Genomic DNA, 24535 nt, shown 5'->3' on the forward strand with positions numbered 1-24535 from the left:
CTGGAGTCTGGGTAGCGGTTGGTGTGGGTGTCTGTGTTGCTGTTGGTTCTGGAGTCTGGGTAGCGGTCGGTGTGGGTGTCTGTGTTACGGGCGGTTCATCGGTATTGCTTACCATGTCTTCAGATGTTTCCGATAATGTTCTGACCCGTGCTACACGAATCGTGCTACTTTCCGCTACCGATCCACCATCATCATCGGTCAGGGTGAGTGTTACCTTGTATTCCCCCTTGTGTTGTATAGGCATGAGATCCGGAGATCGTCCTGTTTTGTTCATCAATGATGCAGACCGTATCGTCCCCTACCGGATCACCCCAGTTAAATGAGGCCTCATGTATATCCGGCCGGGATCAGAGAAGTGAGCCCATGCCTCAACCGGTGTGCAGGTGGATGCTGAATCCGGCAGGGAAAGAGAATCGATTGCGGGTGCAACATTTGAAACGATCACTGATGCGGTTTCAGAGTCCGCCAGGCCATAGGGGTTTGTTACCGTGAGGGTGACCACATATACCCCCCCGTTTTCTGTATACATGTGCTCAGCCGTCGCACCGGACCCAAAGTCTCCGTCGCCAAATTTCCATCGGTATCGGGTTTCATCGCATGTGTTCAGGGAATCAGATGCATCAAAACAGATTTCTGATCCTTCATCACAGGATGATTTGGCGGTAATGGAGGCATACGGCGGAAACATCGTGCATATGAGCTCCAGGTTGTGATTCAGGCCCGCTGCTACCTGGGAAAATCCGGTTCCTGCAGGTGCACTGCTGCACTGGCCAAAATAATCCGATCCCCATGCGACAATGGTGCCGTCGGATGTGAGTGCCAGACTGTGAACAAATCCGGCGTCCACCTGTTTAAAATTGCCTCCGGTGGGTTCGTTGTTGCACTGGCCAAACCAGTTATTTCCCCCCCATGCCGCAACAGACCGGTTCTCGGTGAGTGCCAGACTGTGGGTGCCTCCCGCTGCTATCTGAGTAAATCCGGTTCCTTCAGGTGCATCGTTGCAGTCGCCAAAAATATCACATCCCCATGCGACAATGGTGCCGTCTGTGGTGAGTGCCAGGTTGTGAATTAATCCCGCCGCCACCTGGGTAAATCCGTTTTCCGTGGGTGCTTCGCCGCACTGGCCAAGCCAGTCATTTCCCCATGCGGCAATGGTGCCGTCTTCGGTGAGTGCCAGACTGTGGATGCTCCCCCCCGCTGCCACCTGGGTAAATCCGTTTCCTGTGGGTGCCCGCTGCACTGACCATACGTATCCGATCCCCCCCATGCGACAATGGAGCCGTCTTCTCTGAGCGCCAAGCTGTGATGAAGCCCTGCTGCTACCTGGGTAAATCCATTTCCTGCGGGTGCTCCGCTGCACTGTTCAAAATCGTCCCGGCCCCCCCATGCGACAATGGTGCCGTCTGTGGTGAGTGCCAGACTGTGGTAATATCCTGTGGCGACCTGTTCAAATTCGTCTCCGGCAGGTGCCTCGCTGCACTGTCCATATTCATTATTCCCCCCCCAGGCCGCTACTTTCCCGATTGCCGAGACCGGCATTACAAAAAGAAGAGATATCAGCATTAAACCCGCCAGTAATAATACTGCGTACCTCTGATCATATGTCGATTTTTTCAATTTATACACCCTGCCCCCATAGATGTAATGCTTTACTACATGCAGTAACGATACAACATGCACGCAGAGTAACGGCACGGTATGTAAAATAACGGTATGCTGGGCATAAGCGCCTAGCATAGAATTGATAAAAATCAACAGAATCGGTCCAAAAAATTAGGGAATAGGACTCCGATGATTAATTGGACGGACTGATTGTTTGTAAAAACCAAATGTGTGATCCAATGATATGGTATACGATTTTTTCCGATATTCAAAGAGTTTTGGGGGCGGATTAGTCTGCAAACATATCCCGTGCCGCTTTTATTCTTTCTTTAAATCCTTCTCCTTCCATTTCTTTGACAATGATCTCCAGAAGGTTCGGGATATCGATGTGCTGGGGGGGGCATTTCTCCAGACATTCCATACACTGCACACACTGGGAGGCGAAATGTTCCGGGCTGTTTGTCAGCACGCCGGAGAGGCGTACGGCATAGAACATCTCGGCATCCGGGTTCCTGAACATGTACTTGTTGTTGTAGAGTTCAAAGCAGAGGGGGGGATATCCACACCCACCGGGCAGGGCATGCAGTACTGGCAGCCGGTACAGCTGACCTTCATCAGTTCCCGGTAGGTTTTGGTCACCTCTTCGATGACCCCACGTTCGGCGTCCGAGAGGGAATCGGGGGGGTAGGCTTCATGTGCCGTCCGGATATTTTCTTTGATATGTTCCTCTTTGTTCATGCCGGAAAGGACAACGGTCACCTCGGGGGGGTGGTTCCAGATCCAGCGGAGTCCCCATTCCGCAGGCGTGCGCTGAACGGGTGATCGGTCCCAGATGTCCCCGACTGCGGGTGGCACCGGGTCGGTCAGGTTGCCTCCCCGGAGTGGTTCCATGATGATGACCCCGAGACCTTTTTCGGCTGCGTATTTGAGCCTTTTGTGCCTGCCTGGTTCTGTTCGTCGAGAATATTGTACTGTATCTGGCAGAACTCCCACGGGTAGCGTCCACGATCGGGGGGGCGAAATCCTCTGCCGGGCCGTGGAAGGAGAATCCGGTGTTGACTATTTTCCCTGATTTTTTTGCCTCGTTCAGGAATGCAGTCATGCCGCATGCTTCGAGGCGGGCGAGTTTTGCTGTTGAGTCAAGCACGTGGATGAGGTAGTAGTCGATATGGTCGGTCTGTAATTTTTCAAGTTGTGCATCGAGAAACCTGTCCATGTCCGCCCGTGTCGTCACCAGCCATGAGGGCATTTTGGTCGCCAGCCGCACCTTCTCCCGGTATCCGTCGGCAAGCGCCCGGCCGAGGAATGGTTCGCTCTCCCCCCCCATGTGATAGCTCCAGGCCGTGTCGATGTAGTTCACGCCGTGGTCGATTGCATATCTGATCTGTTGTGTGGCCCGCTCCTTGTCGATATGTCCGTCGGTTTCCGGGAGGCGCATGCAGCCGAAGCCGAGTATGGAGAGTTTGTCCCCCCGTTTTTGGTATGGTGCGGTAGAGCATGGTTGGTTCCTCTTGGTATGGGGGGGGAAAGATGTGTTGGATGGTATTTATGGTTTTTTGAGGGGGGGGTGGATATATCGGTTATTTTTGAATGAGGATAATGATCGGGATGAAGGTTCATTGTGTTTTTAAAAGTGGAGTTCAAATTCCAATTGTATTCTTAATAATTTCTTCTTCTCTGAGTAAGGAAAACAAGTCTTCTATGGTTTCATTACATTCTGCTCGAATTTTCCAGTGAATTGAATGCAGTACCAGGCCATATCCCTGATATCCGATTACTTTTGTGCAGTGACTCAGACCGGTCTTTATTGCAAGAATGCCTGTGACTCTATATGCTACTTTATACGCCATATTTTCCTTTGTAAATGCGACATCCGCTCCGAATATGAATAGATTTTTGTAGAAATCGTAGTAATCATCATTTACTTCACTGTGCAATTTTTGTGATGCAATATGTAGCTGGTTATAGGAGTCAATGACGGGTACAAATGATGATGTTTTTCTGTAGATTTGTAATTGGTTGTGAATTTCCGGTGTTACTTCTAAACGTGGATATTTTGTGTTGAAGTTTTCATTTACTGCTTTGATTATGTGGTCAAATTTGCGTGCTCTCTCTGCAAAATAATCATAATCTGTAAAAAATGACTCATCAATTTCTCCAATCTCACATACTCTCTCTGCAATAGTATCAGCGATAATGATATGGGTTTTATTGATTTTTGGAGGATTCATTTCTGCGAAATCTAAAAATAAATCAACACTTATTTTTGCAGTCTCTGTTGTTATATTTGAAACTGTATCAGTTATCTCGGGGGGGATTACTGAGTTTAAATCGTTGTATCCCACTTTTTTACTAATTTCGTCTAAATTCAAAATACTTGCTGAATCTGATGAATATTCACTGATATTTTCTGTCATGCAGCCACAAACGGATATATTCGCAATTATCAGAATTATGAGAATAAGATTCAGGCAAGTCTTCACAATTTGAATATCAGCATACCCGCGGAAATATTTATTGTGATTATTTTCAGGTTTTCCTTGTTTTATATTGTGTGGGGGGGAAGGTGGAGAGAGTATTTGGATGAAAAATACTCAATCATAGAGACACTAAAAGAACTCGCCGATTAATGTTAAATTCGGTTCTGTAGAAATCTCCTGAAAAAATAGCAACCGGAAGATCAATCCTGCAGAATCCCCCCCTGATCTATTTTTGACCAAAAACAGACCGGAGTCTCTCAGTTCATGTCCGATAAGTGATACATCAATCCTGTAAAAACATATCCTGAAACCATGAGAAAAATAGTCTCATGTAGTTTCCCCATCCTCTTAAAGAATCCGGGTTACTATTCCCGGTAACTGGACACCGGATATGCTGTTTGCCCATACCTGCCGCTGTGGTGTATGATCCTCGCTATTTTGACCAATATTTCTGAATCTCCGGGCAAATATTGGTCTAATTTCCTATAATGGGCATTTCTGTCCCAAAAAATACATCCCCACAGCGGCCCGGAGTGGCCGGTTCTCCGTTGAGACATCCCATACGTCCTCTCAAAATATCCGTCAATAATACCCCCCCCTTAATACTCTATAATGATGGGATATTTTAACAAATAATCCGCGTAAAAGCCTAATTTTCCTCCAGAAAAACGGGGGGGCAAAAAATACGGTCGTTCCGCCCCCCCGATTCGCCAATACCGGCAGTCAAAAAGATGAGGTCAGGGGGGAGACGTGGCTGACAAAACCGGAGTGGACGGGCACATCGCTCCCAGTCTCTCTCCACGTTTGCCCATCATTTCTTGCCTATAGCGGATGCATCCGGGACTGAATCGCGATTCGCACAAAAAAGAGAATTCATCCTCTAATCTAGATACTGTTTTGTTTTTAATTAATATCAAGTAACACCAATTATATATTCGTTCATACATATGCATTTATGACCATGCCTGAATACCGGGGGGAAAAATCAGAGATGACTGAAATTGCCGGATCTAATGAATTGCTTTCAGACATAGGCCATGACAGTAGTGATGGCTTTGATGAAGGGAGAAAAATTGTTATTCTTGGTATCCTTTTTATCCTCCTCTTCGCCACGGCCGCGGTTGCCGTGGTTATGGGTGCCTACGACATTACGATATTCGATGTTTATAAAACAATATTCACCCATCTTACCTTAGGTGACATCACAGAACTTCCGAAACTTCATAACACGGTTGTATGGAATCTCAGGGTGCCAAGAATACTTCTGGATGTATTGGTGGGCGGTGCCCTTGCGATAGCCGGTGCAGTATTCCAGGGAGTGTTCAGAAACCCTCTCGTAGAGCCATATATCCTTGGAGTTTCATCGGGAGCCGCCTTCGGTGCCGCTCTTGGTATCGTATTTCCCGCCATCTTTTTTTCCATTCAGTTGTCCGCATTTGCATTTGGCTCGATGGCTGTTGCAATGGCATACTTTCTTGCCCGTGTCAGGGGGGCGAGACTCCGATTGTCACGCTCATCCTTGCCGGCGTGATCATCGGATCCATATTTGCCGCACTGGTTTCTTTGCTGAAATACATGGCGGACGATACGGCGTTACGGGAGATCGTCTTCTGGCTGATGGGAGGATTTTATTACGTGACCTGGGATGATGTATTTCTTTTGGGTCCTGTTGTGTTCTTCTGTTTCATTGTATTGTGGGCTCTCAGCTGGAAGCTCAACATTCTTTCGATGGGTGACGAAGAGGCGAGAACCCTCGGAGTAAATCCGGAAAAATATAAGTTTATTGTTATTGTTCTTGCCACCGCCGTTACAGCGATTTCCGTCTCAATTGTTGGCATCATTGCATGGGTGGGCCTCATGATGCCCCATGCTTCACGAATGATATTTGGCCCGGACAACCGGTTTGTAATTCCGGCCTCTCTTATGATGGGCGGCTTTTACCTCATTGTCTGCGACACCCTTGCAAGGACGCTTACCAGTTCGGAAATTCCGGTAGGGATTCTGGTTTCCATCATCGGAGCCCCCCTACCTCTGCTACCTGCTCAGAAACAAAGGCGGAGTAATATTCGGGTGATTTTATGATCGAGGTAAATGATCTCCATTTCTCATATGGTCATGTTCCGGTTCTGTCCGGAATATCATTTCATGTGGATAAAGGTGAATTGTGCGGCCTTTTCGGGCCGAACGGAACCGGAAAGACCACACTCTTTAAGTGCTGTCTTGGATTTCTCAAAACCAAAGGGGGGGGACAATATCTATGAATGGTGAGCTCATGTCCGGCAAAAAGATCGAAGAGCTTGCAAAGATTGTTTCCTATGTCCCGCAGGACCACAAACCGCCTTTTCCCTATCTTGTACGGGAGGTGGTCCTTATGGGGGGGAGAACCCCGCACCTCGGAGGATTTTTCGGCGTAAAAAAACGTGACAAAGAGATCGCACTTGATGCCATTGAGACACTCGGAATATCTGATCTCTCTGACCGGCCGTATAATCAGTTATCGGGCGGTCAGCGGCAGATGGTGCTGATGGCACGGGCGCTTGCCCAGGACACCCCTGTCCTTTTCCTTGACGAACCAACAAGTGCTCTTGATTTTCAGAACCAGATGAAAATCTGGAAGATTATGCGTGAGATCTCGGCAGACGGGAAGACAATAATCGCATGCACCATGATCCGAATCATGTCGCCTGGTTCTGTGACCGGGTAGTTGTTGTAGGGACAGAAGGCATTGTCGCCAGCGGCCCTCCATCGGAAGTAATCTCTGAAAAAATACTCTCCGAGATATACAGCGATTCATGTTCCGTTCGCTCAATGGACGGAGTTCAGATGGTTATGCCGAGGTGTATTATGAAAAATGACAATTCCTCTGTCGATTATGACCCTGAATCTGTCCGGGGGGGAGATGTCAAAAACTGCATCGGGGGGGTTCATAAAATCGCTGTGGATTCTGAATGCTGAAGGTAACGGAGTTTGATTGAATGGTTAAAAGTATTGACGGAAAATGCCGGGAGGATGGTCGGGACCGTCTTACCTCTGAAATGACCACGGGGATTAAGCCTTGGCGGAAGGTGAACGGATGCGGGTGAATGGCAACTGCAAATGGCTGGTTATTGTTCTCTTACTGGCAGTTGTATCGGTATTCTTCGCGGGATGCACCGCCGGAGATGCATCCGGGGTTACACCGGACCCAAAGACTGCCGGGACCGGCTTTCGGACGGTGACCGATTCACGCGGAGTAGAAGTGCAGGTACCTGAGAATATTGAGCGCGTTGTTTCCGTGTCAGATGGCCTCATTGAGGGGGGGACGATGTTCGCACTTGGTGTTGGTGATAAGATTGTCGCTCACGGCTCGTCCTGTATTCCGGGGGGGAAAGGGAACTGGACCTATTCCTACTCGACGACTGACGGGATAGTCAATGGAACGGGAGGGAAACATGTGGAGGGAGTTCTCATGCCCCCCCATCTGAATGACCTCCCCCCCCAGGTTATGAACCACAATATGGCAATGAACTATGAGACTCTCTGCTCGCTTGAACCGGATGTGGTAATTATGCGTCCGGGATGCTGTACCGTGCCGACAACAGACAGTGATAAGATCGAGAAAACCATCCGGACGCTTGAATCACTTGGGATTCCGCTTGTCGTCCTCCATAGCCCGAACTGCTATGATCGCCCGAATCTGAAAATTATTTCCGATGAGATCAACATTATCGGTGAGGTCTTTGGGAAGGAGGAAGAGGCTGAACGGATCGCCGGTTGCCTGGAGTCCCGGCTGGAGATGATCAAAGAACGAACCGGGAATATTCCGGAAGAAGAGAAATCCAAAGTGCTGATGTTTGGTCTTTCTTCATACAACGCACAGTATGGATACCCGACAAACGGGCCAGGTGTTAGCTATGGACTGGGGACAACAGAGTCATATATGGTTGAAGGGATCGTGAATGCGAAGAATGCTTACCGCTCCGATATCGGCTCCTATCAGATGTTAAGTACCGAACAGGTGCTGGCACTGGATCCTGATGTTGTTGTGCTGAGCACATGGTGTGGCCACCACCCGGCGGATGAGCTGTATCATTCCACAAATTACCAGAATCTTCATTTGTTATCGGCTGTAGAAAACAACCGGGTGGCATCCCTCCCGTTTATGCCCTGCAACTGTGTAAGGCGTCTGGAATATCCCATCGAACTGATGGTTATTGCAAATGCGGCATATCCGGAACGATTTTCAGATATTGATCAGGGTGAGTGGCTGCTCTCCTTTTATATGGATGTCTATGGAGTGGATGAGGTCACTGCAAAAGCACTCAGGTCGGCACAGTGGATGGACTGGTGTGCTGACGAGTAACTACCGGGGGAGAATCCGATTATGAAAATGAATGGAATAAATTATTATCTCAGTTGCAGTGCGTGCTGTTATAGCAGTAGCAGCGGCTGTCTTTGCATCTGCAATTTCCCGGTAAATCCAACAAAAATGGAGTTTGATTGAATGGTTAAAAGTATTGACTGGAATCAGGTCTGGCGTGATGAATATAACAAGAATTTGGCTTGCAGATTTAACCGTGACTGGGTTTCCGAATGGACTCAGAAGGAGAACGCAAAATCCTTTCTGAAGTGTTCTGAAGAAAACCCTGAAAGAATCCGGAACGTCATCGAAAAACTTCAGGTAACTCCTGCATCATCGGTTCTGGATATCGGTTCGGGCCCCCCCGGGACTCTCGCTGTCCCTCTTGCCGGAGTTGCAGGGCATGTAACTGCCGTTGAACCTTCGGCAGGCATGCTGGAAGTAATGGAAGAATATGCCCGGAAAAACGAGGTATCAAATATTGACATCCTGCAGAAAAGATGGGAGGATGTTGATGTTAAAGAGGATCTGGGCAGAAAATATGATGTCGTAACTGCCTGTTATTCCCTTTGCCTGCCGGATATTCACTCTGCGATAGAGTCTATGTGCCAGGCATCCTCGGATTCGTGTCATATATTCTGGTTTGCAGGTGTTACCGGCTGGGAAAGGGCAATGAATGATCTGTGGCCTCTTCTCCATGAAAAATCCTATTGTTGTGATCCAAAGGCGGACGTTCTCTATAATGTTCTCTATTCAATGGGCATTTATCCTGATGTGCAATCGTATGTGATAAATCACTCCCGGAAATACGATACCATCGATTCGGCAGTACATGATCTTAAAAGTCAGTATTGTGCCGATTCTGAAGAGAAACAGGATACTCTGAGAAATTATCTGTTAAGACAGAAAACGGCTGATTGGGATGGTATTGAAATTGGAGGGGCAGTGAATCATGTACACTTCAGCTGGAAGGTCTCCCCATCCGACGGGGGGGTTTGAAATGAATAATAAAGTGATTATTTCCCTTTTCATTGTTGGTGTCGCCCTTGTCACATTCTGCGGCTGTACGGCTCAGTCCACAGATGTTTCCGGGGATTCCCCCCCGCAGGTGGTTACCGGACCGTTATCGATTCGAGGGGGGGTGTTGAAGTTCAAATCCCGGCAGATATTGAGAAGGTTGTCACTATTTCGGACGGGATGGTTGAGGGAGTGATGACCGTCCTTGGTGTTGAAGATAAAATTATCGGGGGGGTTGGTTCATCCTGTATTCAGAGGAATTTCAACTACACCTATCCTACTATCAGTGGAGAGTCCTACGAATATACTGACGGGATGAATCCTGTGACCTATCTGAACCGCTGGATTATGGATCTTCCCCGGATCAGCGAGTCAAAGACGGCAGTTAACTTTGAGGCGCTTTCGGCACTCGATCCTGATGTCGTCATTATGAGAGTTGGTTCATGTTCGGTGCGTAATATCGATGATGAGTCTGTTCAGAAATCCATCGACACAATCGAATCCCTTGGAATTCCGCTTGTGGTTGTGTATGGGCCAAATTGTTACAAAGAGCCGGACCTCTCCAAAATGTCCAATGAGATACGAATTATTGGTGATGTCTTTAATGATCAGGCAAAGGCGGAAAGACTGGCGGATTATCTTGAAGAACAGGTGAATATCGTCTCCGAGAGGACAAAGAATGTCCCGGATAATGACAAACCGGAAGTGTTGGTATTCGGTCTCTCTCCGAGGGCGAGAAAAGCCGGAGGATGTGGACAGGTATTTGGGCTTGACACTATTGAGTCCTATTTCATCACCGATATCTGCCATGCCAAAAATGCATTCGATGAGCCCGGATACTTCAAAACCGTCTCGGAAGAGCAGATCCTGGCCCGTGACCCTGATGTTATCGTCCTGTGCACCGCCTCAGGATACCACCCGCCCGAAGAACTCTATTCTGCTCCGTATTATCAGAATCTGGAGGAACTCTCAGCGGTGAAAAACCGGCGGGTATCTGCACTCCCATGGACACCCTGCAACTGTGCAAAAAGGCTTGAATATCCAATTGATGTCATGGTGATTGCAAAGGCTTCTTATCCAGAGTTATTTGAGGATATTGAACTTGAGAGATGGCTTTTGGACTTTTACGAAAATGTCTACGGTGTTGATGAGGCGACGGCAATAGAGCTTCGAAGTACCCAATGGATGGACTGGTGTGTTGAGGAATGCCCGACATGCGCAAATTGATCTGATCTTAGATCCGGAACCGACGATAAAAAAATGCAATGTAACGGATGATACAATGAAAGTGGTAATCTGTGGGAAAGGCGGAAGTGGCAAGAGCTCGATTTCCGCCATGCTTGCCCATGAGTTTTCAAATATGGGCAAAAATGTGCTGGTAGTGGATACTGATGAATCCAATACCGGTCTGAACTCCCTTCTGGGTGTTGTTTCCCCCTCCTGATCTGATGGAATATCTTGGCGGGAGGCGGCCGCAACGGAAAAAATTATGAAAGCGGCACCGGATTATGCTTCAGCGAAACTTTTGGATGGGGGGGGCATTGATATAAACAGTCTCCCTGAAGGCTATTATTCTGAAAAGAATGGTATCCGGCTGGTATCAATCGGGAAGATTCATGAGGCGGGGGGGGAGGGCTGTGCCTGTCCCATGGGGATGCTTGCACGGGAGTTCCTTGCCGGAATCAGGACGTTTGGCGATGATGTCGTAATTGTTGATACCGAAGCCGGTATTGAGCATTTCGGCCGGGGAATTGATGCAGAGGCGGATCTTGTCCTTATGGTTATTGATCCCTCTTTTGAGTCGGTACGTCTTGCGGAGAGGGTGTTTGTGATGTCTGAAAATTCCGGTGTTCCCGTATATTATATCCTTAATAAGTGGGATGATACCTATTCAGAGGAGATCCGGGGAAATATTGGTGATCCCTCCAGAATTATTTGCGAAATTAATCATAGCCCGGAGATCATTTATGCAGGGCTTTCCGGCAATATCCCGGAGCCTGTCCCGGCGGAAATTACCGGACTTGCAGATTCGGTTTTGCATCTGTCCGGGAAACAAAATTAACCGGGAATTCTGTTGAATGCATCATTTCCTAAATTTCCTTTTCTTTTTCTGAAGGTATTCACTGATTGTTCAACCGTCTGCACTCGCCGCATTCGTTGTGCCACCTGTGACTTCAGGTATCTGGAGGTATTTACGTACATTCCTGTGTTTGAGAATGGAAAATCCGGTGTTAATATTTCGAAATTGTCCAGATATTCCAGAATATCTGTTTGCGTTTCGACAGATCCATCGTTTCCCGGATTTTTTTAATACAAATCTCAAAATGTAAATTGAATATAGCTGTGCCGTATATATTTTGATAAATCACTTGTGGAGATGTTACAATGATAAAAAAATCCCCCCCTTCTTTGATCTCTCTTGCCGCACTGGTAGGAATTTGTGTTATTCTCGCCTGCGGTTGTGTAAACGAGGATGCCCCCCCTGCCACACCAGACAACGGTGCGGTGGAACCCGGTGTTTCCGAGCCTGCACAGATCCCGGATTACAACGAGACATACTACTGGCTTTCCCTGCCGTCCGTTGAAAAAACGGTGGATGTATTCTATGTCTACCCGACCGTCAGCAGCAATGCAACCGGTCAGATGGATATCACCAGCGCAGAAGAACGGGCACTGGCAGACGGCATCTACCAGGCACAGGCCACGGTGTATGAATCGAACGCCAATGTGTTTGCTCCGTACTACCGCCAGATGTCAACAAATGTGGATATGTCCGCAGGCGGACTTGCAACCGATACGCCGGAATTCAAACAGGCGCCGCTGATGTGGAAAAAGCCTTTGAGTATTACATTGACAATCTCAACGAAGGTCGTCCATTCATTATCGCCGGTCACAGCCAGGGAACGATGGCATTAATCGAGCTCATCAAGAACCGCTTCGGCGATGACGAATCGCTCCGCAACCGTATGGTTGCCGCGTATCTGATCGGCTACACCGTAACGGATGCGGATCTTGCAGCAGCAAATCTGACCGCAGCAGAACGTGCGGATGACACCGGCGTTGTGGTCACCTACAACACCCAGTCGCCAACGTCCGTCGGTGGGCCGATGCTCATGGAGGGTGCACACTGCATCAATCCCCCCCTAAACTGGAAGACGAATGATACCTACGCTCCGAAATCCGAGAATCTCGGTGCACGGATTTACAATGATTCGACAGGAGAACTCCTGCGTGAAGTGGACAACTACTGTGACGCACAAATAAACCTGACAACCGGTGCTCTCACCACGACCATACCCGAGGGTGAGGAGCTCGACATCGGGCCATATTCAGAAGGTGTTTATCACCGCTACGATTATGCATTCTGGTACCGGAACCTCGAACAGAATGTCGGTGACCGGATTCAGGCGTTTTCCAAACAATAATCCATTTTTTAAATCAAAACTGTTTTTCCTTCCCGGAGATAGATATTCTAAGATAATCCCCCGTGGAGACGCTACAATGATAAATAAGTCACACTCTTTGATCTGGTTCACCGCTCTTGTGGGAATCTGTGTAATTCTTGCATGCGGCTGTGTAAAGGAGGATACTTCCCCCCCGCACCGGACGACGGTGCCAAGGAACCCGCCGTTTTTGAACCCCTCCAGAAACTGAACTATGAAGATCCCTTCAACTGGCAGTCCCTGCGTCCGTTGACAAACCGGTGGATGTATTCTATGTCTACCCGACCGTCAGCAACAATGTGACCGGTCTCATGGATGTCACGAATCCGGAAGAACGGGCACTCGCGGAGGGCGCCTTCTTGTCACAGGCAAGTGTGTTTGCATCGCATGCCAACATCTTCGCTCCCCCACTATCGGCAGATGTCTTCCGGGGGGGCCGACCTGTCGGGGGGGTATGAGATGGCAACGGATTCACCGGAATTCAAACAGGGTGCTGTTGATGTGGCAGATGCCTTTGAATACTACATTGACAATCTCAATGAAGGCCGTCCGTTCATTCTTGCCGGTCATAGCCAGGGAACGATGGCATTAATCGAGCTCATAAAGAACCGCTTCGGCGATGACGAAGACCTCCGCAACCGTATGGTTGCCGCGTATCTGATTGGATACACCATCACCGATGCCGACCTCGAAGCATCCGGACTCAAAATAGCAGAAGGTGCGGATGATGTAGGGGGGGTTATTATTACCTACAACACCCAGGCTGACCCGTCTGTTGAGAGCCGCATGCTGTTCCCGGTTGCCCACTGTATCAACCCGCTGAACTGGAAGACGGACGACACCTATGCTCCGAAATCAGAAAATCTCGGTTCAGTCTTTTACAATGACCATACCGGCGAGTTCCTGCGTGAAGAACCCGAATACTGTGACGCACAGATTGATCTTGCAACAGGTGCCCTCATAACAAAACTCCCGGAGGACGTTGACCTTGATTTCGGCAATCAGCCTGAGGGTGTGTATCACCGCTATGACTATGGCCTCTTCTACCGGAACCTCGAACAGAATGTCGGTGACCGGATTCAGGCGTTTTCCGAACAATAATTCCCTTTTTTTGTCTTTGTCTTTTCAAAAGGCCTGCATTGGGTTTCAGAACCGGATGATGCCGGACTGCTCTCCTCCGGTGTGGACTGATATGAGTACCATACCAGAGGGCAAAGAGGAGAACAGGTAGTGAAGTCTGTCTTTATCGCGATGGATCAGGTATGATGTCCCTGTCTCCCGGCACCCCCCCATTGCCTGAACGACCTGATTGGGGTTTTGTTCCGTTCTGGTGACCATGGAAATGCCAGATATTTACCGGGTGAAATGGGAAAATGGGAAAAATAGTCTCTCTATCACAGGAGGTATCCCGATGGAATCATCTTTTCCCAACGGTGTCCCCCCCCTATGTTCTGATGAAATATACCTGTCTTTCAGGTCAGCTGATCGTTGCATGTGGACGGGGGGAAACGGATTGGGTCTGGTAATGGGAAAGGAAGTGTTCATGTGTGCTCCCCCCCCAACAGCAGGAAGGGGGGGCCCGTCCGTCTGGCTGACCGGGCCTATGGGTTTCCTGCTCATTGACATTCCTTCCTGCGGCATACAGTTCCCTTCACTCCGGGGGCCCGGTCAGATTTAGAATTCCTCCAGAAGCCCGTAGCCGTAGTTGCTTAGTCTGTTGCCTGCCCTCTCTTCCGGATAGTTGGCAAGAATCAGACCATGTTCTTCAAGGAACCGCTCGGCGATATTCCTGGTTACAATGGTGATCTTCTCTTCTTCACCTGGAATTTCCGTCCACCGGTACAGGTAGTAGATGTCCGGTCTTTCTTCACGATTTTTTATGAAGAGATCCCTGCCACGCCCGTACCGGCGGTCATCCTCCGAGACCGGTCGCGGGGGGGCAAGGAATACTCCGGTGTCGTTCTCCGTATCCAGAACAATGTCCCTGCCTTCAAGTTCAACCATTCTCTGCATTTTCGTTTGCCTCTTTTTTTGTGTGACGGGCCCACAACAAGGCCGGGAATCGGGTTCGTGCAGTCATGGGCAAAACACCCGGCACACCAGGACACCCCCCCATGGGTGGATACCAGTGCGTTTCCGGCACTCTTCACTAATACATTTATGCATAAATATGTTATGGTTTGTCACATAAAATCACACCTTATTAAATAATTGTGATACTGGATTTTGCTCACGGAACGATCCGCTGTAGCGTATGCAGGGAGAAAGAGATGGGAGGTACCGATATCGGGCACCTGATATATCTGTTTTTCCGGTATCCGGCATCGATTGGATGTGCCCGGCAGGGATAGAAGATTTCCGGTGCTGTGCACTGCCGGGGGGGGTCAGGGTATTTCCCTCAGAATCGGTCTCTTTTTTCTCCACCTATTCATATCCCCCGCCCGGTTCCTTCTCCGGAATCCGCGTTCCTGAACGCGACATCCAGATGCGGGTCTGACCACCGGGGGGGTGGAGAACCCGCCGGTAAAAAATGCCTGTCGCTCTCTTGTTTGGTAAAATACGCCGAGAGGGAGATTTGAACTCCCGGGGGGGTGCGAACACCAGAGGCTTTCGAGGCCCCCGCCTTTCCGGGCTAGACTATCTCGGCATGAAAAATGTGCGGACAATAGTTGCCCCCCCTCCGGGGGGGGTATAATAGTAGCGAAGCGGTGCGGAGATAAAGATGCTGCAAGGATCTGCCCATACGACACGGAAAGACCGGCAATCATGGCCCCGGCTGGTATAACTATCATATATCTGCGGCACACACAAGAGTCTTAGCATAAGGTGGTCGGAATGACAGTTCTTTCTCTGCCGGGCTGTCACCCACGGGAGTTACGAAAGAGATGAAACATGTGATCAAGCAGACGGGACCCGCCAGCCCTATGACCGATACCGGGTGATGCGTACCGCCCGCAACTATGGGGGGGTTCCGGATGATTATGTCGTAGAGGTCGCCGCAGATGTGGAACGTCGCCTGTATGATGGCATCCGGACCCGGGACATTCTGCGTATCATCCATACCTCTGCACGCAAATACCAGCCCTCGGTCGAAGGCCGGACAAATGTACGGAGGGCCATCGGTCTGCTCGGTCCGAAACCTGACTTTGAACTCTATGTTCAGGCACTGTTGAAAGGCTCCGGCTACGCGGTTGAAGAGGGGGGGAGAATACTGAAGGGCCGGTGTGGTGAGCATGAGGTGGATGCGATCGCCCGCAAAGGTGGAGTTACCTATTTTGTTGAGGTAAAGCACCACCACAATCATCACCGCATGACCGGTCTTGACGAGGGACGTATCGCACGGGCTATTGTCGAGGATGTTCAGGAAGGCTACCAGGCGGGAAAAAACCATTTCACCATCGATAAGGCGATGATCGTCTGCAACACCAAACTCTCCGCCCACGCCAAGCGGTATGCCGCATGCTGGGATATCAAACACATCGGCTGGGACAACCCGAAAGACGAGAATATCGCGTCAATGGTGGCCGACGTGAAGCTCTGTCCGGTGACCCTGATAAAAGGGGGGGTCAATGCCAGAACAAGAAAAAGACTGGTGGATGCAGGGGGGGTCGTGACGGTGGGGGGGCAGTTGTTGGGATATGCTCCTGATGGGCTGACCGAAAAGACCGGTATTCCGGTAAAGGAGACACAAATTTTGGTGGACCGGGCGAAGAAGCTGGAAGAATGATGCTGCACCACTATCCCGTGGAAAATCGTGTTTACGATCGGCAGTGCAGGGAGATATGGTATCTGTTCTGATGATGGAAAGGTATTCTGGACGTGGATGTTCCGTGTGATACTATTTGAATACCTACTTCCCACCACGGTTTCGCATTGAAACGTCCGGCGATGGTGAGGGAATTGAAGAAGGAACGCTGTGCTTTGCACGGGATCGATAGTCTCCGGTGCAGATCTCTTTTTAATACCGAATCCTGTTTCTATCGACCCGTCGGTCCCGGTGGCTTTTGCATGGAGGGGGGATATATGCAGCGGCTGATTCTCCACCGGGCAACAGACATATAAACAATAGGGACACCCCCCCTTCGTCCGGGCAGGGGGGCCGGGAGAGAAAGAATCATGCCAAGGAGTTTTGTCACCCCCCCGTCGGTCGTGGTCAGCAGATGCATTGAGTTTGATCACTGCCGGTGGAATGGCGAGATGGTGACGAGCCATGTCGTGGAACAGCTGAAGGATTTTGTCGACTTTATCCCTGTTTGACCGGAGGATATGAGAATGGACCTCTCATTTGTCCAGGACCCCCAGTTCTTCTCCCTGGTGGTTCTCCCGCTTCTCATCTTCACTGCCCGCGTCGCCGATGTCACCTTCGGGACGCTCAGGATTATCTTTGTCTCACGGGGGGGCTGAGACTGCTCGCTCCCCCCCTTGTTGGCTTTGTCGAGATACTCATCTGGCTTGTTGCGATCAGCCAGATATTTCAGAATCTCGGGAGCATCGTCAATTACGTTGCCTATGCGGCCGGATTTGCCGTTGGCAGTTATGTCGGGATCATCGTGGAGGGACGGATGGCTATTGGCTGATGCTGGTCCGTATCATCACCCATCACAATCCGGAAGATCTGATCGCTTCACTGAAATCCAACAATTTCGGCGTGACCGTTGTGGATGCGGTCGGAAAGCATGGCCCGGTGAGGTTGATCTTTTTGGTGATCGAGCGCAAAGACCTCGAAGCAGTGATCGGGATGGTCCATCGGCATAATCCCCCCCATGCCTTCTACACCCTCGCCGATGTCCGTTCGGCGAATGGAGGGGTGATTCCCCATCTCTATCGAAAACCCCCCCATCGATGGCTGTCCGGCCGCTACCGGAAAGGGAAGTGAGTCGGTAGTGGGGGGGGTCACTGAATATCCGGAGGAGATCGAGCTAAAAATTAGGGGGGGAATTATTGAAATTATTCTCTCCGCCGTGCCAGCAGCACGACTCCGGCAAGACCAACAATCAACACGAGGGATACTGATGATGTCGGGAATTCAGGGACTGCCGGTGATTCATCGCCGATAATTGCCAAGCTATAGAAAAATCCTCCAGAAACCTGATTATATCCTTTTCCAGGGTATGCCTTGCTGCACTGGTCATAGTCATCTCGCCCCCATGCCACAATTTTTCCTTCTGAAGTCAATGCCAAGCTATGAAATTCGCCTGCAGTCACCTGTTTAAATCCGTTACCTGTTGGTGCGTCACTACACTGGTCATAGTCATCTCGCCCCCCCCATGCCACAATTGACCCATCAGAAGTAAGGGCTAGACTATGATATCCTCCTGCTGCTATTTGTTTAAACCCATTACCTATTGGTGTGTCACTACACTGACCATAGTTATTCCTTCCCCCCCATGCAACAATCGATCCGTCCGAGGTGAGTGCTAGGTTGTGGCATCCTTCTGTGTCAACCTGTCTAAATATGTTTCCTGTGGGTGTATCGCTACACTGTCCATCGCGATCCCATCCCCATGCAAAAATCGACCCGTTTGACGAAAGAGAGAGGCTATGACATCCTCCCGCGGCTATCTGTTTAAACCCGTTATCTGTTGGTGCGTCACTACACTGGCCATGATCATCCCGCCCCCATGCCACAACTGTTCCATCAGATGTCAGTGCCAAGCTGTATTCTGATCCCGCAGCTACTTGTTTAAATCCGTTACCTGTTGGTGCATCGCTGCACTTGTAGTAATAGTCTGATCCCCCCCATGCACAATTGTTCCATCTGACGTGAGCGCCAACCCATGCCCCCCCCTCCTGCATCAACCATTATGAAATTATTTCCTGAAGGGACTTCGCTACACTGACCGCCCCAGTCGTCTCCCCCCCATGCCACAATCTCTCCTCCTTCTGCCGCAACTGGTGTCACACCCAGAAGACTCATCAGAAGAGTCAAAGCCGCGAATCCTGTGAATGTTCTCCAAAATATCATTGCTTCTTTTTCCATCCTTTTTCACCTCCATCAAAGTTTTCCAATGGATGAGGGGGGGTAGCCCTCTTTCATGGTTCATAACGATATGCATGGCGCCTGTAGCAAAATCAGATTTGACGGCATATTCTGCGTGATAATGTGAAACGATTATGAAATTCCGGAAGGATGCGGGGACGAATTTTATCATGCTGCATAATTTGTGAAGTGCCCGGACAGTCTCTGATATTACGATATTCAGGCGAAAATTGCAGTTTTTTCAGGAATTTTGATTGGTGTCCTTTCGTTTACGATCTGCGTGACTGGTGACATGTTCGGCAGAGGAGAAAAGGGTGTGGAATTAGTGTATCTGTCGCCCTAGCAGGAGAGAGCCCACAACACCAGCAACCAGCAAAAGAGATACACTGAGTGACGGGAATTCAGGGACTGCCGGTGGTTTTGTGACTTTAATTGCCAGACTGTGAAAATTACCCGGGTTTGCCTGTATAAATCCGTCTCCGGTGGGTGCACCGCTACACTGGCTAAAATGATCATCTCCCCCCCATGCGACAATGGTGCCGTCTTTTGTGAGTGCCAGGCTGTTGAACTCTCCTGCTGAAATCTGTATGAATCCGTTTCCGGTGGGTGCATCACAGAACCCGTCTGCTCCCCCCCATGCAACAATGGTGCCGTCTTCCGTGAGTGCCAGACTGTGGAACTCTCCTGCTGAGATTTGGGTAAACCCGTTTCCTGTGGGCGCCCCCCCGGTGCACTGTCTCTCCCAAGTCACCTCCCCCCCATGCAACAATGGTGCCATCTTCCGTCAGCGCCAGGCTGTGGGCATATCCTGCTGAGACCTGGGTAAACCCGTTTCCTGTGGGTGTATCGCTGCACTGTCCATCGCGATCCCATCCCCCCCATGCGACAATCATGCCATCTTCCGTCAGCGCCAGGTTGTGGGCATATCCCGCTGAGGCCTGGATAAATTCGTTTCCTGTGGGTGTATCGCTACACGCTCCATAGCGATCCCATCCCCCCCACGCGACAATAGAACCGTTTTCTGTCAGTGCCAGGTTGTGTGACCACCCCGCTGCGATCTGGGTAAACCCGTTTCCTGTGGGTGTGTCATTGCACTCGCCGGCACACATTCCCCATTCGAAAATGCTGCCGTCTTCTGTGAGTGCCAGGCTGTAATCCAAGCCTGCGTCAACCTGAATAAATTCATTTCCTGTAGGGGTATCATTGAAACGGGCATACCTGTCATCCCCCCCCAGATCAGTATTTCTCCTGCCTCTGCTGCGACCGGCATCGCACACAGAAGACTGATCAGCAGCAAGGCGGCCAGTAATCCGATGGCCGTTCTCTGAAACGTTCCTGTTTTTTTCATCGCACCGTCTCCATGTATATTGTCCAATGGCAACAGGGTAACCCCCCCACATTTGGTAAAATAACGATTTGCCGGGCATTGATATCCGGCACATCATCTCCCCCCCCGATCTTGAAAAAACAGAGACGGACAGATATCCCTATTGAGGTCGTTGTCATGAACCAACACCCTGAACCGGCATTGTCCGTTATCAAAAGAGAATTGGAGAGAATACAACTGAAAAAGAAAACGAGAACCGGATGTGACCGGTCTCCCGACAATCCATCCGCCCGTTTTATTTTTTACCGTTTCCGGGAGAGAAGGGCCGCACCTGCTGCCCCCCCGCCAATGATGGCGAAAAGACCAAGTGGACTCTCCTGTGGGGGGGTGGTGCCGGTCGGCGTTCCCGTGCCTTCCTCTGGGACGGCGACGGTCACCTGCGGTTCGGATGCAGTTTCATTCCCGGATGGCCCGGTGACGGAAATATTCGCAGTATCTGTTTTGGTTTCTCCACCCGGCACGGCAGCATCGGTGGTGACGGTCACCTTCTGTCCGTCACTGGCGGCGATCGCAAACGAGGAAAAGCCTGGTGTGGTGGCCTCATAGTATGCCCATCCGTTCTCTTCCCGGAGAAGGGAGGTGGGAAGCTCGTGCCATTCATTGTCATGGAAACGCCAGAGGGCGATATCCGCGGGAAGCAGCTTTTCTGCGTTCAACCATGCCGCAGAGACCCGGAAGGAGAATGTGGCCTCTTTGACTTCATCATCCGTCATGCCGCTGAGCTGTGCGGAGAGGTACTGGTAGACCGGCCCTTCCAGCCCGTCCGGGCCGCGCCCGCATCGTCCACGGTAAGGAGTATTCGTCCGGTATCTTCTGTGGTGGTAACGGTGACCGTCTGCACCGCAGAGCCGGTGAAGCGGAGTGTTGCCGTATCTCCGGCACTCAGGCAGGTGTTGTTGCCATATCGGCGGACGCGTCCTCATCTGTTGCGGGCAGCGGGTTTTCGTTGAAGTAGCGGGCAACGGGGTTCATTAATGGACAGATATCGGTCTCATTGTCCCGAATCATGAAGGGTGTGTTCCCGATGCGTCATGGGTGGTGTCGGTGCCGGTGTAGGTGCTCCAGTAGTTGCCCATCGTTTGGGTGAATGCTCGTCCGTAATACCAGTAGGTCTCCTCTGCCGGGGGAGTGCCAGGCAGCACTCTTCATTTCCGCCTCCGGCGGTAATGCTGTGGCGGCTGTGTCTGTCATGCCACAGGCAACAGCCTCCATAGAGAGTTCCCGCAGTGAAATTTCGTCATCCGGGAGACCGGTGCTACGGATAATATCTGCTAAATCCATTGTCTTCGTTGGCATGACTGCTGTCCCGGTGGCAGATGCACTGGAGATACCAGGAGTGGGTTCTGTGTCTGTCAGCACGAAGTCATTGCGGTACACAAACACATCCCCTCCTTCCGGCCATACGACAATGGCAGGGTATTCTGCTCCTGAGAAGGAATTTTTGCTTACAACGGAATCGTTCAGTTCCATTGTGGCCTGTATTGAACAGTTTTCAGCGATATTGCCGGTAACTTCCAGACCATCTCCACTGATCACCATGCCGTAGCCCGTATCATTGCACCGGATGGTATTGCCGGAAACGAGAGTGTTCCACACAGAATTGACATATATTCCGCATACCGGGGATTCCGCCGTGTTTCCGGATACAACCAGTTCATCTCCATATCCAATGCCTATGCCAATATCCGTGCCATCGGTGATGGTATTGCCGGTTACCCGGCTGTTTATTACCAGCATGCCAATCACACCAACACTATTTCTTCCACCGGATATGGTGTTGTTCGTGATAGTGATATCCTCTGCCGTTGCGAGGCGTATCCCGGAACCTCTCTCCTGGCAGGAAATCTCGTTTTCTTCTACCAGGAATCCGGAAATTTCCTCTGTTTTTATGCCATTCCGCAGGTTCGGGCCAAACGTAGAGCCCCCCCGCACCGAGACATTATCCGAGTCATATACCAACAATCCGCTGGTTGCCATGTCCGTGGTGACATTTTCAACAGTGACGCCATCGCAGTAGTGCAGAGCAATGCCATCTTCGATGGCCTTTGTTGTGGTGTCACGGATGGTGATGTCTGTACAGTTCACGCAGATAACAGCCCCCCCTGCATCTGAAGATTCATCAATTATTTCGCATGACACTCCTTCCCGATATATAACCGGCCGGCCGTTCACGGTGACGGTCTCGTCAATGGAGTTCCCTGGTTCATCTGTGAGTTCTGTGAACTCGAGGTTGTTTGTATTGTCGTGCAGTGCAATGGTGGAAAGAGAGAGGCCCCCCCCGACATTTCCGATGTGGAGGCCGTCTTTGTATCCGCTGATGCCGATGTCATACAGGTGCAGTCATTCCCCCCCGAATGCCGATGCCCCCCCGAATGCTCCCTCACTTCCCTCGAAGGAGAATCCGGCAACGGTGACGCTATCTGCATATATTTCCGCTCCGATTCCATGTTCCGATGTGGTGACAACAGGTGTTCCCACGCCCAGCAGGGTTATTGGTTTGTTGAGCGTGAGTTTCTCCGGGTAGGTGCCCGCTTCCACAACGATGGTGTCACCAGACACTGCGGCGTCCACTGCCTCCTGAATGGTCGTATAATCACGTGGCACGACAGTGAGGGGGGGATGCGTGAACGCTTGATGCAGGCATTGGTATCCGGGTATATAGTGGTCAGATCGACCCAGGTTTCCCCATCTTCACTCACATAACTTTCGCCTAGACCTGCGGTGGCTTTGGACGAATATCCATCGATGGGTGTTTCTATGGTAATCGGATAGTTAAAGGTGGGGGGGGTGGTGACTTTCATGACGACTGAGAACTCCTCGCCTGGCACTAGGGGCACCGTCTTCGGGAGGGAGATGGTGTGGTAGCCGGGGAGTGCACTGGTGCCGGATGCCCATGCCACCGGTGCGGCATCTCCCGGCGGGGTGGTAAAGTTGGCAAAGATGGCAACCGTGTAGTCTGTCCCCCCCGGTTCCGGGGGGGTGTAGAAACTCACGTCGGTGAGTTCTTCGTAGTTGTCTGCCGTGAAGACATTGGCCGCATAGGCGGTGGTGTCCGTTCCGGTGCCGATTTCCATGGTCGCTCCGAGGGGGTCGTACTGATAAATCCGTTTCTCTTCATCAGCGGGAACACCGGTGAAGAGCACAGCATAGTCCAGTGACACATCATAATAGGAGATATAGAAGTATCCGTCATCCCCTAAACCGGTGCCCCCCCAACTGTTTTTGAGAATGAAGGCCCCCCCGTCACCCGGTGGCGTGACGGCAAAATCCTCTTTAGGGAAGGCATCGTCCCATCCGACGAGTGTGACGATATGGTTACACGCAATGGGATAGTCCCCCCATCCGGCAGGTAATAGGTGGTGTCGTTATCTGTAAAACATGAGATGTTTATCTGGAACCAAATCTGAATGGCACCTTCATCCATGAGTGTCTGCTTATACAGGCTGTTGTCGAGCGGGCCTGTCCGCGGCGGCAGAAACGTTATTTCATCGACATCCAGAACCGGAGTGAGATTGATGGATGAGATGGTGGATGGCATCGGGAGAAGATAGGGGTCGTCTGTCTCCTGCACCGGGCCGTTGCCACGGGTGAGGTAGGCTGCAGACATCTGGGCGTTCCCTCCATCGCAGGGACCATAATCAAAGCCGTCCGGGTAGAGGTTTGAACAGAGATTCTTCATATTGTTTTCAGAGAAGTTTTCTGCCGTTCCGGTATCGGTGAGATATGTTGACTCAAGTGAGCCGATTGTGGCAAATGCCCAGCAGCTCCCGCACCACCCTGGTCACGAACCGGGGGGGTGACCCGGCCCTCATCACGGAGGTCAAACCGGGTGGGGGGAACACCTCTCCGCCTGCCTCTGTTGCACGATAAACATCTATAGTATCTGTGTCCGGCCAGACCATGACAATCGGTGCCGGGATATCTCCGGTTGCATAAGGCATTGTATCGGTGCCTGTGGCGGGACAGGAATCACCATAACATTCGATGGAATGCTGGTCGATGTTATCTGCGTCCAGCCCTTCCATGTATGCGACAAATTCCGGATTGAGGGGTGCCTGTTCGATTGTGAGTGCTGCTGCCCCCCCTGCACAAGGATGAGGGCTGTTATGAGGAGAATTGCTGAATGTTTTAACGATATGGGTGTCATGGCGTCACCTTTTAATGTATAATGAATCTGTCGCCAGAATCCGGCATTAAAGTGCTGGAATGTGCCTGTTTTCCATATATTGCAGGAACACAGGTCTGCAATTGCTTAATTTCCATGAAAGATGGTGTTAAAAAAGAGAC

Annotated in this window: 35 protein-coding genes, 1 tRNA gene and 1 pseudogene; 18 read left to right on the forward strand and 19 right to left on the reverse strand. The window is 50.5% G+C overall.

The window, feature by feature from the left end; translation table 11 throughout:
- The 5 genes and pseudogenes from JCM10550_RS20175 to JCM10550_RS12640 all read right to left on the reverse strand — a co-directional run.
- On the reverse strand, window positions 1-244 hold a 244-nt coding region (locus JCM10550_RS20175), incomplete at its 3' end, for a hypothetical protein (protein WP_177326927.1).
- Between the two features lie 54 nt (window positions 245-298).
- Window positions 299-1186, reverse strand: coding sequence for a PKD domain-containing protein (locus tag JCM10550_RS23305; RefSeq protein WP_245619194.1), 888 nt, complete (start codon window positions 1184-1186; stop codon window positions 299-301).
- On the reverse strand, window positions 1069-1563 hold the full coding sequence (locus JCM10550_RS17410) for a hypothetical protein (protein WP_172673900.1): 495 nt from the start codon (window positions 1561-1563) through the stop codon (window positions 1069-1071). The genes JCM10550_RS23305 and JCM10550_RS17410 overlap by 118 nt, the downstream gene beginning before the upstream one ends.
- Window positions 1564-1891: 328 nt before the next feature.
- Window positions 1892-3101 (reverse strand): annotated as a pseudogene (locus tag JCM10550_RS12635) (aldo/keto reductase).
- A 141-nt stretch (window positions 3102-3242) separates the two neighbouring features.
- Complete coding sequence (locus JCM10550_RS12640) at window positions 3243-4019, reverse strand: hypothetical protein (RefSeq protein WP_157200263.1); 777 nt, start codon at window positions 4017-4019, stop codon at window positions 3243-3245.
- A gap of 1054 nt (window positions 4020-5073) precedes the next feature.
- On the opposite strand from JCM10550_RS12640, the gene JCM10550_RS25200 reads away from it, so the two are divergent.
- The 13 genes from JCM10550_RS25200 to JCM10550_RS12680 all read left to right on the forward strand — a co-directional run bounded on the left by JCM10550_RS25200 (window position 5074) and on the right by JCM10550_RS12680 (window position 13982).
- Window positions 5074-5613 carry an iron ABC transporter permease gene (locus JCM10550_RS25200; protein ID WP_281175390.1) on the forward strand — a complete coding sequence of 180 codons (540 nt, stop codon included), beginning with the start codon at window positions 5074-5076 and terminating at the stop codon, window positions 5611-5613.
- On the forward strand, window positions 5610-6164 hold the full coding sequence (locus JCM10550_RS25205) for an iron ABC transporter permease (RefSeq protein WP_281175391.1): 555 nt from the start codon (window positions 5610-5612) through the stop codon (window positions 6162-6164). The genes JCM10550_RS25200 and JCM10550_RS25205 overlap by 4 nt, the downstream gene beginning before the upstream one ends.
- On the forward strand, window positions 6161-6343 hold the full coding sequence (locus JCM10550_RS25210) for an ABC transporter ATP-binding protein (RefSeq protein WP_281175392.1): 183 nt from the start codon (window positions 6161-6163) through the stop codon (window positions 6341-6343). The genes JCM10550_RS25205 and JCM10550_RS25210 overlap by 4 nt, the downstream gene beginning before the upstream one ends.
- Window positions 6340-6786, forward strand: a complete 447-nt coding sequence (locus JCM10550_RS25215) for an ABC transporter ATP-binding protein (protein ID WP_281175393.1) — start codon at window positions 6340-6342, stop codon at window positions 6784-6786. Before JCM10550_RS25210 ends, JCM10550_RS25215 begins: the two co-directional genes overlap by 4 nt.
- Window positions 6787-7137: 351 nt before the next feature.
- Window positions 7138-8424 carry an ABC transporter substrate-binding protein gene (locus tag JCM10550_RS12655; protein ID WP_245619187.1) on the forward strand — a complete coding sequence of 429 codons (1287 nt, stop codon included), beginning with the start codon at window positions 7138-7140 and terminating at the stop codon, window positions 8422-8424.
- A 141-nt stretch (window positions 8425-8565) separates the two neighbouring features.
- Entirely contained in the window at window positions 8566-9420 is an 855-nt protein-coding gene (locus tag JCM10550_RS12660; protein ID WP_062399638.1) for a bifunctional 2-polyprenyl-6-hydroxyphenol methylase/3-demethylubiquinol 3-O-methyltransferase UbiG, read from the forward strand.
- A gap of 198 nt (window positions 9421-9618) precedes the next feature.
- Window positions 9619-10665: an ABC transporter substrate-binding protein gene (locus tag JCM10550_RS12665; RefSeq protein WP_062399640.1), complete on the forward strand. Its 1047-nt coding sequence runs from the start codon at window positions 9619-9621 to the stop codon at window positions 10663-10665.
- Between the two features lie 55 nt (window positions 10666-10720).
- The gene (locus JCM10550_RS19045; protein WP_157200264.1) at window positions 10721-10882 is read left to right on the forward strand and encodes a P-loop NTPase; all 162 of its coding nucleotides are present in this window, start codon (window positions 10721-10723) and stop codon (window positions 10880-10882) included.
- A gap of 45 nt (window positions 10883-10927) precedes the next feature.
- Window positions 10928-11500, forward strand: coding sequence for an ATP-binding protein (locus tag JCM10550_RS12670; RefSeq protein ID WP_157200265.1), 573 nt, complete (start codon window positions 10928-10930; stop codon window positions 11498-11500).
- A gap of 323 nt (window positions 11501-11823) precedes the next feature.
- Complete coding sequence (locus tag JCM10550_RS25220) at window positions 11824-12354, forward strand: DUF3089 domain-containing protein (protein ID WP_281175394.1); 531 nt, start codon at window positions 11824-11826, stop codon at window positions 12352-12354.
- Complete coding sequence (locus JCM10550_RS12675) at window positions 12264-12863, forward strand: DUF3089 domain-containing protein (protein ID WP_281175395.1); 600 nt, start codon at window positions 12264-12266, stop codon at window positions 12861-12863. The genes JCM10550_RS25220 and JCM10550_RS12675 overlap by 91 nt, the downstream gene beginning before the upstream one ends.
- A 278-nt stretch (window positions 12864-13141) precedes the next feature.
- Entirely contained in the window at window positions 13142-13339 is a 198-nt protein-coding gene (locus JCM10550_RS25225) for a DUF3089 domain-containing protein (protein WP_281175396.1), read from the forward strand.
- A gap of 1 nt (window position 13340) precedes the next feature.
- A complete protein-coding gene (locus JCM10550_RS12680) occupies window positions 13341-13982 on the forward strand; it encodes a DUF3089 domain-containing protein (protein WP_281175397.1) in 642 nt (213 codons plus the stop codon).
- A 45-nt stretch (window positions 13983-14027) separates the two neighbouring features.
- Here the strand turns inward: JCM10550_RS12680 and JCM10550_RS12685 are convergent, their stop codons facing one another.
- Window positions 14028-14219, reverse strand: a complete 192-nt coding sequence (locus JCM10550_RS12685; RefSeq protein WP_062399642.1) for a hypothetical protein — start codon at window positions 14217-14219, stop codon at window positions 14028-14030.
- Window positions 14220-14292: 73 nt separating this feature from the next.
- Between JCM10550_RS12685 and JCM10550_RS12690 the strand changes: the two genes are divergently transcribed.
- Window positions 14293-14559 (forward strand): hypothetical protein, encoded by a 267-nt coding sequence (locus JCM10550_RS12690; protein ID WP_157200266.1) that lies wholly within the window; start codon window positions 14293-14295, stop codon window positions 14557-14559.
- Here JCM10550_RS12690 and JCM10550_RS12695 read toward each other — a convergent pair.
- Both JCM10550_RS12695 and JCM10550_RS12705 read right to left on the reverse strand, forming a co-directional pair.
- On the reverse strand, window positions 14556-14885 hold the full coding sequence (locus JCM10550_RS12695) for a hypothetical protein (RefSeq protein WP_062399646.1): 330 nt from the start codon (window positions 14883-14885) through the stop codon (window positions 14556-14558). The two genes, JCM10550_RS12690 and JCM10550_RS12695, sit on opposite strands and share 4 nt — an antisense overlap.
- A 556-nt stretch (window positions 14886-15441) precedes the next feature.
- A tRNA-Ser gene (locus JCM10550_RS12705) sits at window positions 15442-15528 on the reverse strand.
- Between the two features lie 294 nt (window positions 15529-15822).
- Here JCM10550_RS12705 and JCM10550_RS12710 point away from each other — a divergent pair.
- From JCM10550_RS12710 to JCM10550_RS19820, 4 genes are all read left to right on the forward strand, one after another.
- A complete protein-coding gene (locus JCM10550_RS12710) occupies window positions 15823-16608 on the forward strand; it encodes a restriction endonuclease (protein ID WP_062399649.1) in 786 nt (261 codons plus the stop codon).
- 389 nt (window positions 16609-16997) lie between these two features.
- Complete coding sequence (locus JCM10550_RS19050) at window positions 16998-17138, forward strand: hypothetical protein (RefSeq protein WP_157200267.1); 141 nt, start codon at window positions 16998-17000, stop codon at window positions 17136-17138.
- 15 nt (window positions 17139-17153) lie between these two features.
- Entirely contained in the window at window positions 17154-17285 is a 132-nt protein-coding gene (locus JCM10550_RS25230) for a hypothetical protein (protein ID WP_281175398.1), read from the forward strand.
- Between the two features lie 172 nt (window positions 17286-17457).
- Window positions 17458-17757, forward strand: coding sequence for a DUF2179 domain-containing protein (locus JCM10550_RS19820; RefSeq protein WP_062399653.1), 300 nt, complete (start codon window positions 17458-17460; stop codon window positions 17755-17757).
- Window positions 17758-17828: 71 nt separating this feature from the next.
- On the opposite strand, the gene JCM10550_RS17425 is transcribed toward JCM10550_RS19820, so the two are convergent.
- From JCM10550_RS17425 to JCM10550_RS12765, 11 genes are all read right to left on the reverse strand, one after another.
- Window positions 17829-18677: a hypothetical protein gene (locus JCM10550_RS17425; protein WP_083475508.1), complete on the reverse strand. Its 849-nt coding sequence runs from the start codon at window positions 18675-18677 to the stop codon at window positions 17829-17831.
- Window positions 18574-18861: a hypothetical protein gene (locus tag JCM10550_RS19825; RefSeq protein ID WP_062399656.1), complete on the reverse strand. Its 288-nt coding sequence runs from the start codon at window positions 18859-18861 to the stop codon at window positions 18574-18576. Before JCM10550_RS19825 ends, JCM10550_RS17425 begins: the two co-directional genes overlap by 104 nt.
- Before the next feature lie 322 nt (window positions 18862-19183).
- The gene (locus tag JCM10550_RS23320) at window positions 19184-19612 is read right to left on the reverse strand and encodes a hypothetical protein (protein ID WP_245619189.1); all 429 of its coding nucleotides are present in this window, start codon (window positions 19610-19612) and stop codon (window positions 19184-19186) included.
- Window positions 19613-20490: 878 nt separating this feature from the next.
- On the reverse strand, window positions 20491-21171 hold the full coding sequence (locus JCM10550_RS12740; RefSeq protein WP_083475512.1) for a PGF-pre-PGF domain-containing protein: 681 nt from the start codon (window positions 21169-21171) through the stop codon (window positions 20491-20493).
- Window positions 21131-21256, reverse strand: a complete 126-nt coding sequence (locus JCM10550_RS25235) for a hypothetical protein (protein WP_281175399.1) — start codon at window positions 21254-21256, stop codon at window positions 21131-21133. Before JCM10550_RS25235 ends, JCM10550_RS12740 begins: the two co-directional genes overlap by 41 nt.
- Window positions 21257-21277: 21 nt before the next feature.
- Window positions 21278-22387, reverse strand: a complete 1110-nt coding sequence (locus JCM10550_RS12745) for a NosD domain-containing protein (RefSeq protein ID WP_172673903.1) — start codon at window positions 22385-22387, stop codon at window positions 21278-21280.
- Window positions 22388-22416: 29 nt separating this feature from the next.
- A complete protein-coding gene (locus JCM10550_RS20745) occupies window positions 22417-22578 on the reverse strand; it encodes a hypothetical protein (RefSeq protein ID WP_218185211.1) in 162 nt (53 codons plus the stop codon).
- A gap of 10 nt (window positions 22579-22588) precedes the next feature.
- Window positions 22589-22786, reverse strand: coding sequence for a hypothetical protein (locus JCM10550_RS12750; RefSeq protein ID WP_062399664.1), 198 nt, complete (start codon window positions 22784-22786; stop codon window positions 22589-22591).
- Entirely contained in the window at window positions 22738-23409 is a 672-nt protein-coding gene (locus JCM10550_RS12755) for a lectin like domain-containing protein (protein WP_062399666.1), read from the reverse strand. The genes JCM10550_RS12750 and JCM10550_RS12755 overlap by 49 nt, the downstream gene beginning before the upstream one ends.
- A 35-nt stretch (window positions 23410-23444) precedes the next feature.
- A complete protein-coding gene (locus JCM10550_RS12760; protein WP_083475514.1) occupies window positions 23445-23993 on the reverse strand; it encodes a hypothetical protein in 549 nt (182 codons plus the stop codon).
- Window positions 23980-24273, reverse strand: coding sequence for a hypothetical protein (locus JCM10550_RS12765; RefSeq protein WP_062399668.1), 294 nt, complete (start codon window positions 24271-24273; stop codon window positions 23980-23982). The genes JCM10550_RS12760 and JCM10550_RS12765 overlap by 14 nt, the downstream gene beginning before the upstream one ends.
- Window positions 24274-24535: the final 262 nt, after the last annotated feature.

Source organism: Methanogenium cariaci JCM 10550 (genome assembly GCF_001315945.1).
GTDB lineage: Archaea > Halobacteriota > Methanomicrobia > Methanomicrobiales > Methanomicrobiaceae > Methanogenium > Methanogenium cariaci.